At 38.8% G+C, this 11,134-nt stretch carries 7 protein-coding genes; 5 read left to right on the top strand and 2 right to left on the bottom strand.

Annotated elements, in window-relative coordinates:
* The first annotated feature begins 22 nt into the window (after window positions 1-22).
* The gene (locus tag IJ535_RS05335; protein ID WP_294299766.1) at window positions 23-4,246 is read left to right on the top strand and encodes a S8 family serine peptidase; all 4,224 of its coding nucleotides are present in this window, start codon (window positions 23-25) and stop codon (window positions 4,244-4,246) included.
* Window positions 4,239-5,042, top strand: coding sequence for a hypothetical protein (locus IJ535_RS05340; protein WP_294299768.1), 804 nt, complete (start codon window positions 4,239-4,241; stop codon window positions 5,040-5,042). The genes IJ535_RS05335 and IJ535_RS05340 overlap by 8 nt, the downstream gene beginning before the upstream one ends.
* Here the strand turns inward: IJ535_RS05340 and IJ535_RS05345 are convergent.
* Both IJ535_RS05345 and IJ535_RS05350 read right to left on the bottom strand, forming a co-directional pair.
* Window positions 5,039-6,394, bottom strand: a complete 1,356-nt coding sequence (locus IJ535_RS05345) for a histidine kinase dimerization/phospho-acceptor domain-containing protein (protein WP_294299771.1) — start codon at window positions 6,392-6,394, stop codon at window positions 5,039-5,041. The two genes, IJ535_RS05340 and IJ535_RS05345, sit on opposite strands and share 4 nt — an antisense overlap.
* Entirely contained in the window at window positions 6,391-7,101 is a 711-nt protein-coding gene (locus tag IJ535_RS05350) for a response regulator transcription factor (protein ID WP_294299773.1), read from the bottom strand. The genes IJ535_RS05345 and IJ535_RS05350 overlap by 4 nt, the downstream gene beginning before the upstream one ends.
* 182 nt (window positions 7,102-7,283) lie before the next feature.
* Between IJ535_RS05350 and IJ535_RS05355 the strand changes: the two genes are divergently transcribed.
* Genes IJ535_RS05355 through IJ535_RS05365 form a run of 3 tightly spaced genes read left to right on the top strand, consistent with a single transcriptional unit; the run spans window position 7,284 to window position 10,980 of the window.
* On the top strand, window positions 7,284-9,020 hold the full coding sequence (locus IJ535_RS05355; protein WP_294299777.1) for an efflux RND transporter periplasmic adaptor subunit: 1,737 nt from the start codon (window positions 7,284-7,286) through the stop codon (window positions 9,018-9,020).
* Window positions 8,998-9,726 carry an ABC transporter ATP-binding protein gene (locus IJ535_RS05360; RefSeq protein WP_442961375.1) on the top strand — a complete coding sequence of 243 codons (729 nt, stop codon included), beginning with the start codon at window positions 8,998-9,000 and terminating at the stop codon, window positions 9,724-9,726. The genes IJ535_RS05355 and IJ535_RS05360 overlap by 23 nt, the downstream gene beginning before the upstream one ends.
* On the top strand, window positions 9,727-10,980 hold the full coding sequence (locus tag IJ535_RS05365) for an ABC transporter permease (protein WP_294299780.1): 1,254 nt from the start codon (window positions 9,727-9,729) through the stop codon (window positions 10,978-10,980).
* Window positions 10,981-11,134: the final 154 nt, after the last annotated feature.

The raw sequence follows: 11,134 nt of genomic DNA on the forward strand, positions 1-11,134 counted from the left end.
TACATTAAAGGGAGGTAATGACATGAGAAGAAGCTGGATACCAAAAAAGGTATTGTCAGTAATTATGGCGGCATCACTTGCGATGGCACCTACAGTTACTGCAGTAGCTAGTCCAGTAGAAGAACAGGTAGATGAAAAAGTTGTGGATGAAACAACTGAAGAAGCTACAGATGAAACATCAGAAGAAAAAGCTGATGACTCAGAAGAAAAAGCAGATTCAGAAGCGACAGAAGCTACAGAAGATTTACCAGTCTTCGAGGAAGTAGACCCTAAGGAAGAAGGGTTAGAAGATCCAACAGAAGCTTTAGCTGGTGAAGAGGTTGATGTACAAGCCAAAGAGGTGGATCCAAACGAGCAGACTCGTGTAATCATTGTTATGGAGGGCGATAGTGTCCTTGACAAGGGTTACGACACTGAGGATTTAGCAGATAATAAATCTGCTATGAAGGCTGCTGACAAGATTGAAGCAGCTCAGGAAAAGGAAATCACAAAGATTTCTAATGAGGCATTAGATGGGGAAGATTTGAATGTAAATTTCAATTTCTCAATTCTTGCAAATGCCATTTCAGCAGATGTTGCATTTAAGGACATCGAAGCTATTGAAAAGGTTGATGGAGTTGAAGCTGTATATGTTGCAACTCAGTATGAGCCTTGCGTAGAGGCTGAGCCAAACACTATTACATCTGGTGATATGGTAGGCTCTTACACTACATGGGCTACAGGCTATACAGGTGCAGGTACACGTATCGCAGTTATTGATACAGGTATCGATATCGACCATCCATCATTTGATGCAGATGCATTTGACGCTCATTTAGAGGAGACAGCAGAGGCAGCAAGTAAGAGTGTTTCTGATTATAATCTTCTTAATGCAGAGGAGATTGAAAATGTTCTTCCAAATCTTAATGCAGCAAAGAAGTATGAAGGTCTTACAGCTTCAGAACTTTTCAATAATGATAAAGTTCCATTTGCATTTAACTATGTAGATAAGAACCTTGATATCACTCATGATAATGATGACGAAGGGGATCATGGTACACACGTATCTGGTATTGCTACAGCAAACTACTATGTTAAGAACGCAGCTTCTGAAACAGGTTATGCAAGAGAAGCAGCAGGGGTTGTAGGTATCGCACCAGATGCACAGCTTATCTCAATGAAGGTATTTGGTACAAATGGTGGTGCATACACAGATGATTACATGGCAGCTATAGAAGATGCACTTCTTCTTAAGGCAGACGCAATCAACTTAAGCCTTGGCTCATCAGCAGCTGGTAACTCATCTGATGAAGAAGAGTATGTAAATGAAATTTTCAAAAAGCTTGAGGGAACAAGCACAGTAGTATCAATCTCAGCAGGTAACTCTGGACGCTGGGCAGATGATTCAGTATACGGAGTAAACCTTTCAAAGGATGTTAATCAGGATACTGTAGGTTCTCCTGGTTCATACACTAACGCATTTACGGTAGCTTCTGCAGTAAATAGCGGTATGACAGCTAACAACTTTACACTTGCTGATGGAAAGAACATTTTCTATACAGATGCAAATGATACACTTGCTCCTAAGTTCTTAACACTTGACACATCAGCTGACAAGAGTGGAACAGAATATCCATTTGTTTACCTTGACACAAAGGGTGAGGCAGCTGATTACGAAGGTGTAGATGTAAAGGACAAGATTGTATTTGTATACAGAGGTGCAATCACATTTGGTGAAAAGCAGATGAATGCTGAAGCAGCTGGTGCAAAGGCTGTTGTAATTGTTAACAACCAGCCAGGCTCAATTAGCATGACAATGCAGGGAAGCAAAGCTGTTATTCCAGCGGTTTCTATTAAGCAGACAGAAGGTGACGCAGTTAAGGCTACTGCAACTAAGGTTGCCGAAGGTGTATATGAAGGTACAATTACAGTCAACACAGCTGTTGCAACAGACAGAGACGCTGATGGCGGATATACAATGAGTGACTTCTCATCTTACGGTGTTCCAGGTTCACTTGATCTTAAGCCAGAAATCACAGGCCCAGGTGGAAACATCTACTCAACAAGAGACAATGGAACATACGGACAGATGTCTGGTACATCAATGTCAGCTCCATCACTTGCAGGTCAGAGTGCTCTTGTACAGCAGTACATCAAGGAAAATGACCTTGCTGCAAAGAACGACATTTCAATTAGAACACTTGCACAGTCACTTATTATGAGTACTGCAACACCACTTTATGAGGATAACGATAAGACAGGTCTTGAGTATTCTCCTCGTTCCCAGGGTGCTGGTCTTGCAAATGTTCAGGACGCTATTTCATCACCAGCTTACATCTTAGTAGGCGACAAGGAAGGCAATGACGGTAAGGTTAAGGCAGTTCTTGGTGATGACCCAACAAAGTCAGGTAACTACTCATTCTCATTCGATGTTTATAACATGGACGAGGATGCACAGTATTATGTACTTGATTCAACAGTACTTACAGAAGAGCTTTATGACAGAAACGGTACAACTTACATTTCAGGAAGCTCACACAAGCTTAACCCAGAAGTAACTCTTACAGCTGATGATACAAAGCTTGTTTACGATCTTAACGATGATGGCAAGGTAAACAACAAGGATAGAAAGATTCTTCTTCAGGTTGTTAACGGTTCACGTGACGTTGCTATCGTTGAACAGAATCAGGAATACTATGATTTCAACAATGACGGACTTGTAGATACAAAGGATGTTTACGCTTTATCTAAGCAGCTTAAGGGCGGTGAGGCAGTAGCTGATCTTGCACTTGAAGTAGTGGAGGTAAAGGATAGCACAAAGGTTAATGTAGCAATCAACCTTTCAGACAGCGATAGAGAATATTTAGCTGGCTTCGAAAATGGTATGTATGTAGATGGTTTCATCTATGTAAAGGGTGGCGTTGACATGTCAGTTCCATTCCTTGCATTCTATGGAAGCTGGATGGATTCTCCAATGTTTGAGGACTTTGATTTTGAGGAGTATGTACACAATGCTGACTATGCTGCAAATGCTATGACATATTCAGGTATTTCAAAAACAAACTTCCTTTCAATCTATCCACTTGGAATAGATAACGAGAAGTATTACATTCCAAATTACTTTGCAGATGATGCTAAGTATATTGCAGATAGAAATGCAATCAGCTCTGAAAATGGAACAAAGCTTGGTGCACAGTATTACTCATTAATGCGAAATGCTGGTAGATTGATTCTTACAATTACTGATAAGAATACCGGAGAGAAGTATTTCGAGCATATCGAAAAAGACCAGTACGCTGAGTTCTATAGCGCAAGCAAGGGAAGATGGCTTGAGAACATTGCAGCACAGGATCTTAACTGGGCTGGTACAGATGCTAATGGTAACCCACTTGCAGATGGTACAGAGGTTGAGATTTCACTTCAGGCAATTCCAAGCTACTACAATGATGTAGAAGATGTTTCTACACTTAATGCTCCTGGTATGTTTATCAAGACACCAATGGCAATTGATAACACAGCACCAGTAGTAACAGACGCTGTTAAGACTGAGGATGGTAAGTACTCTATCACAGCTTACGATAACCGCTACACAGCATCAGTTCTTGTAATCGCTAGCGATAAGAAGACTGTAATTGGCAAGTACGCTGTAAATCAGGAAGAAGCAGATAAAGATATGGAAATCCTTATCGATGCTCCAGATGATGTATTCTACGTAGAGGTATATGATTACGCTCTTAACGGAACAGTTTACAGATTCAACAATACAGGACATGCTGATACAAAGTTTGTATCAGATATCACAGTTGATAAGGATGATGTTGAGCTTAAGGTTGGAGAGCAGGCACAGGTTAAGGCAACAGTTGGTCCTAAGTGGCTTGCAGAAAACTACAATCTTGTTGAATGGTCAAGCGATGATGAAAGCATTGCTAAGGTTTCAGCAAACGGTGTTATCACAGCAGTTGCAGAAGGCGAGACAGTAGTAAAGGCAACAACACTTGCAACTGATAAGAAGGGTAAGCACCTTACAGCTGAAGTCAAGGTTACGGTTGTTAAGAAGGATAAAGATAAGTCTGATGAGAAGAAGGATGATGAAAAGACTGAGACAACTGATGACCAGGATAAGGAAGAAGCAGAAGAGGTAGTTGAAGATACTACTGAAGAGGTTACTGAAGAAGTTAAAGAGGAAAAGGTTTCCAATGAGACATCAACAGAGGGTGATGTTGCTTCTGAAGAAGAAATACAAGAAGGAGAAGAAAGTGATGAATAAATCAATCAAAAGAGCGGTTGTTCTTACATTGACAGCCCTTACAGTATTTACATCTACTCCTTACACAAATGTAGCTAAGGCTGCAAATGTAGCACCAGTACATACAACAGTTAAATCTACTGGCAAGGCAGATAGTCAGAAGATTACATACAAGCTTACACTTGATAAGACAACTGTGACAGATGGTAGAGTAGCTGTTGAATATGACCCAAATGTTTTAGTTCTTAAATCAGATTCTGAGGGAATTAAATTTAGTGATGTTGATGTAAATAAGAATTATGTAAATGAAGAGGCAAAGGGTATTGCTTACGCATTCGTAAATGATGCTCCAAAGACAGCTGCTGGTACACTTATGACTGTTCAGTTTACAGTTAAGGCTGGCCTTAAGGCACAGGATACTACAATTAAGACTAAGATTCTTGGTCTTAACAACGAGGCTACAGATGTGGTAGCTGCTACTGATATGGAAGATGCTGTATCAGTTGGTAGACCAATACTTAGCACACCGAAGATTAACGGTATTAGCCAGACAATCCTTGGTGTATATGTAAAGTGGTCTAAGGATGCTAACGCAGATGGTTATGTTGTTTACAGAAGTACATCTAAGGATGGTAAATATTCAAAGATTGCTACAGTAAGCGGCTTAAACGGCTTCTGGGATTTTACAGTAGCAAACAACAAGACATATTACTACAAGGTAGTTTCTTACCAGGGTAGTGGAAAGACAAGAGTATACTCTGAGGAGTCAGCTCCTGTTTCTATCAAAGTTAAAAAATTCTTTGGATGGTTTAGCTAAGATATAACAGGAAACTTAAGCTCTAAAGTAAACTTATTATTGGAGGTTCTGGTTAAGCTGGAACCTCCTTGTCTTTTCATAAGACTTGAAATACTAATCAGGCCGATTTTGGCGCTTTCATTTTTTCTTGGTTCATTTCTAATGGTATTTGTAAAAGTAACAATGGCTCTTGTTTCATCCTTTACAAAGCTGATTTCAACTGGAGAGGACTCATCAGCATATTTATCTATATTCGTAAATACGTTATTAAAGATTCTTAAAATGTCATCTGCATTTACTTTGATAGTGAAGCTTTCAGATGGCTCTTTAACATCAAATCTAAAGCCCTGCTCCATAAGAGGAGGGGTGAGCTCAGAAATAATCTGCATGAAAAATTCCATTCCATCATATTCCTCAAGAGCATCATCAGCTCTTTTTGGATTAGGCTCAAAGGCTAAGAAGTATTCAAATAATCTATCAGACATTTCCTTTATCTGATGGCAGGTAGTAAGTGCAGTGTTTAAATACTTATCTAATTCTTCCTGTGAATTGTAGTGATGCTCCTTTAGGATTTCAAGATATCCCATCTGTGTTGTAAGAGGAGTACGAAGGTCGTGGGACAATGCAGTGACAAGGCTGTTATTGGCCTGCAGCGCTTTCTTTTCATTTTCCATCTGCTGAATAACAGCAACACGCATGGAGTTAAGACTGGTTGCCACATTTGCAATTTCGTCATAGCCCTTAACAGGAATGTTGTAGTTCAAATCGCCACCCTCAAGAATGTTGATACCAGAGGTAACCTCTTTGATGTAGTGAATCTTTTTTCTTACAAGAATAGTGATTATAATGATTACCATTGAAGCACATAAGATAAAATTAATATTTTGAATTATGCTCATTAAAGCAAACTGAAAATCTTCAAAGCCTCTTAATGTACAATCTCCATCAGAAAGATGAATTGTGTATTTAAAAGTGTAAAGGTAATTCAGGTTGGAGTTTTCAAGAAGCTCTCTATCATATTCTGCAATAGTTGTTTCATCATCAGAGGTGTAATCAGCATAGTAGTTGTATACGATTTTTCCATCCTTTTGCATATAGAAATAGAATAGTGGATGTCTTTTACACCAATAGTAGATTTCTAGAGCATCATCAGATGAAAGATTATTTTCGTCAATATAGTTCTGTAGGTCTGTAATAGCTTCTTCTGTTTTGGCAGGAACATAATTTGTTTTTACCCATTTGGAATCGATGATTTTGTAATTTAATTTTTCAAGTAGAGTATATGAAACTACCCCTATTATAAGAGCTGCTAATATACTTGCCCAAAGCTCCAAGTATAGTGACTTCGAAAAAAACTTCTTTATCTTTCTCATTGTAATTTATATCCCTTTCCCCATACAGTAAGCAGATGTGTAGGCTTGGATGGATCATCCTCAATTTTAGTGCGTAGGTTTCTAATATGAACCATAATAGTTGCATTGGAGCTATAGAAATATGGTTCGTTCCAAATGCTTTCATATATAAGCTGTGCAGGAAATACTCTGCCAGGGCTTTCTATAAGAAGGCGCAATATTTGGTATTCTAATTCGGATAAATCGATTTCAGTTTGTTCACCGGTAGATGATGTGATAAATACTTCGTTTCTGTCCTTGGCCAATTTAAATATATCATAGGTAAAATAGTTGTTATTTGTGGTAGCTTCCTTTCCCTTATATACATAGTAGCGGCGAAGCATGGATTTAACCCTGGCTGTAAGCTCGCTGTGAGAAAAAGGCTTAGATAGATAATCATCAGCACCTATTAGAAGACCAAGTGATTTATCTGAATCTGTGCCCTTTGCTGTAAGAAACAGGATTGGCATTTGATAAGTTTCTCGAATCTTCTTACATACATCAAGACCAGATATGCCTGGCATCATAATATCAAGTATGATTAAATCAATGGTATCGTCTACAAGTGTAAGTGCCGTTTCACCATCTGGAGCTTCTATTATAATGTAGCCTTCGCTTTCTAATAATATATGAAGTATATTTCTGATTTCTTCATTGTCATCTACAACTAATATCTTTTGATTTCCCATAAAATCCTCTTAAATGATTAGTTTAGTTTATTGTTCTGATTGTATAGTATCACAAAATCTGCAAAGAAATATGAAAATCCTGTTTCTTTAGGTTTCTTTAGATTTACTTTAGGTATTTCTTAAGAGTTTTCCTTCATACTTTCTACTGTGGTTGAAAACAAAACCTATGGAGGAAAATATTAATGAAGTTAAAAAACGTACTTGAAAAGATTAAGTTTTGGAATAAGGAAGAAGAATACTTAGATGATGAAATAGATGAAAGCTTAGAGGAAGAGACATCTGATGCTGATAAGAGATTCTTTAAGAAGCTTAATAAAAAGATTATTGCAGCTATGGTTGCAGCAGCCTTAATCATAAGTGCCATTGTAGGAGTGACAGGTGTGAAAAATGTAATGGCTAAAAGCGATGAGGAGGCAAATAACATTGCTACAGTTTCAGTAGTAAAGCAGGATGTACAAAAGACATTATCTGCAACAGGCACTATAATCTCTGCAGAAGAAAGCGGACAGTTTGCAACAGTTACAGGCAGTTATCCTGTTGAAGAGGTGTATGTAAAGGTTGGAGACGTGGTAAAGAAAGGTGACCCTCTTTATAAACTAGATATGTCTACTATGGAAGAAACACTTAGCTTCCAGCAGCAGGCACTTGATTTACAAAACCAGCAGAATGCCATCTCTCAGCAAAATGCTGATAAGGCCTTGCAGGATGCTAAGGATGCAGGAGCAGTTCAGGTTAATGATGCCAACAGAAGCTTAGCACAGGCAAAGCAGGATAAGGCAGCAGCAGATAGACAGCAATCAAACAGCAACTCACAGCTTGATAGTGCAAGAAACGCAGAAAGTGATGCAAAGCGAGCTTATGATAACGCTAATTCTAATGTATCTTCTATACAAAAGAAGGTTAATGATATTCAAAAGCAAATAGATTCAGCAGATGAAAACACTAATGTAGATGAGCTAAAGAAAAGCTTAGATGCTGCAAAGGCTGATTTAAATAGTGCTATGTCAGATAGAGATGGTAAGAAATCAGCTTATGATTCTGCTGTAAGCAACAGACAGTCAGCAGAGCAGACACTTCAATCTGCTAAGGATAGCGCAGCAACTGCAGCACGCTCATTAGATTCTGCATCAGCATCAGCTGCTAATACACAAAACACTGCTAATAACAATATTATCAATCAGTATCAGACAGCAAAATCCAATGAGCTTTCCTCTAAGGCTAACACATTATCCAGCCAACAGGAGATAGCAAAATCAAAGGAAGAGCTTTCAAAGGCAGTAGTGCGCGCCAGCCAGGATGGAACAGTTACTAATGTAAATATTGTAAAGGGACAGACATATTCTGGAACAGATGCCGTGGTAATAGATAATGTAACAAGCCTTAAGGCCACAGCAGATATAGACGAAGCCCAGATTCCGCAGATTGCCATGGGACAAAAGGTGCAGATAAAGACAGATGCCACAGGAGATGAAATCCTAGAGGGAACAGTATCCTTCGTATCACCCACAGCGACAAAGAACAGTACTAAGACAACAGAAGGAGAATCATCTACAGCATCAGTTTCTAAAAGCCGTGCTACATATAGAGTAGATGTGACCCTGGATAACACTCATGAGAACTTAAGACTTGGCATGACAGCTAAGATGACATTTATTACAGCAAATGCCAAGAATGCATTAGTAGTTCCTACAACTGATTTGCAAACAGATGCAGATGGCAACAAATATGTAGTTGTTCAAAATGCAAATGGCTCTACCAAAAATGTGACAGTAACACCAGGTATATCTGATGATTTCTACACCGAGATTAAGGATAGCAAGCTTAAGGAAGGTGATGTAATTATCGAAGCAGGATTAGATGGCAGCGCTGATGCAGTACTTGATGACATGGGAGCAGATGGAGGTATCTATTTTGAGTAATGATATTTTGTTACAGGCCAGAGACATTAAGAAAAGCTACTATGTAGGTACTCCTAATGAACTGGAGATTCTTCATGGAATAGACCTTGATATAAAACGTGGTGAGTTTGTTTCTATAGTAGGTCAGTCAGGCTCTGGCAAAAGTACGCTTATGAATATTTTAGGCATCCTGGATAGACAAACATCTGGAAAATACATACTTGATGGAGTGGATATATCAAAGGCTCCTAACAAAGCGTTATCGTCTTTACGTAATAAACATATCGGGTTTGTATTTCAGACCTATAATCTGATAGCAAGAACAGATGCTATTGCAAATGTAGAAATGCCTATGTTATATGCAGGTATTTCTGAAAAGAAGAGAAGAGCCAGAGCAATAGAGCTTCTTGAAATGGTAGGAATGGGAGAGAGAATGCATCACACACCTGATGAGCTTTCAGGTGGACAAAAGCAGCGTGTAGCCATTGCTCGTGCTATGGCAAATGACCCAGATATCATTCTTGCGGATGAGCCTACAGGTGCTCTTGATTCTAAAACAGGACGTCTTGTAATGGATATTTTCCACGAGCTTCACGAAAAGCAGGGTAAGACTATTGTGCTTATCACTCATTCAAACGAGCTTGCAGCAGAGACTCCAAGAATCATAACTATTAGCGATGGAAACATTATCGCTGAAAAAATAAACGACAAGGAAGGTGTTGCATAAATGATTAAAGAAAATTGTAAGCTTGCTATCATAAGCATTAAAGCTAACAAGATGCGTTCCTTTCTTACAATGCTTGGTATTATCATCGGTGTTTGCGCTGTTATTGCCATTATGACTGTTGGTAATTCCATGACTGCTGATGTTAAAAAGCAGTTAGAAGGTTACGGTGTGCAAAACATCACAGTATATGTAAATCCAATTGATTGGGAAGCGGATATTACGGAAGCAGACTATCAGAATATGAGGCTTCGCCCTGAGATACTTCATAAGCTTTCTGAAAAATTTGGCAAAAAAATTAGTGGAATATCAGTAGAGTCGCAGATGGAAACAGGTACCGTTGTAAAGGAAGGCAAGACTGTAAACGTTAATGTGACTGGTACAAGCGCAGGATACTATAAAGCCAACAAAGTAAAGCTTATTAACGGAAACAGCTTTAATGAATTTGATTATTCTATGGGTAAAAATACCGCTATTATAGCTGACAAATTTATAGAGCAGTTATATGGCAAGGAGTTTAAGCCTGAGAATCTTCTTGGAAAAGAAATTGAAATAAATGTAGGTGAACAATATCTAAATGTGACAGTTGTAGGAATCTATCATTATGAGCAGGAAGGTAGTGTCAGAGGCGGTAACAAAAATATCACCACTAATGTCTATATTCCTCTTAAGACTGCATGGAATTTTACTCACATGGAAGAGTTTTTTGAGTGTACTGTGGTTGCAGCAGAAGGCGTAAATGCGGCAGAATTATCGGATCAGATAAAAGATTATCTTACAGAAGCCATGGCAAATAACCTTGGCGATAAATTTATGGTTGGTGCATATAGCAATCAATCTATGATTGAAGAAAACACAAAAACCATGAATCAGATGACTATGGCAATTTCAATGATTGCCGCAATCGCATTAATCGTAGGTGGAATCGGAGTAATGAACATTATGACTGTATCCATCACAGAGCGTACCAGAGAAATCGGTACCAGAAAAGCCCTTGGTGCACCTGATGGCATGATTATGCTGCAGTTTATCAGCGAGGCAATTATCATCTGTCTGATTGGAGGCATCATAGGTATTGTCCTGGGACTAATCCTGGGAAATGTGGCAGTCTATTTTATGGGCTATACACCACATATTTCAATTGCAAGTATCTATTTATCCGTAGGATTCTCAATGGCTATTGGCGTGTTCTTTGGTTACTCCCCAGCCAAGCACGCGGCCAATATGAACCCAATTGATGCTCTGAGATATGAATAGTAAACAATTTGCGAAGGGGCTGTTAAAAAACTCCCCTAAAAAAGGACTGGATTCAGTGACTATCCTCGGATAGCCCCTGAATCCTCTTTTATTTTGTTTTTGGATTTTCTTTTGCCCCTATAATTATAAAAAATAGAGTCACTAAGCAAAGCCA

The sequence above is a fragment of the Pseudobutyrivibrio sp. genome (assembly GCF_017471675.1).
GTDB lineage: Bacteria > Bacillota > Clostridia > Lachnospirales > Lachnospiraceae > Pseudobutyrivibrio.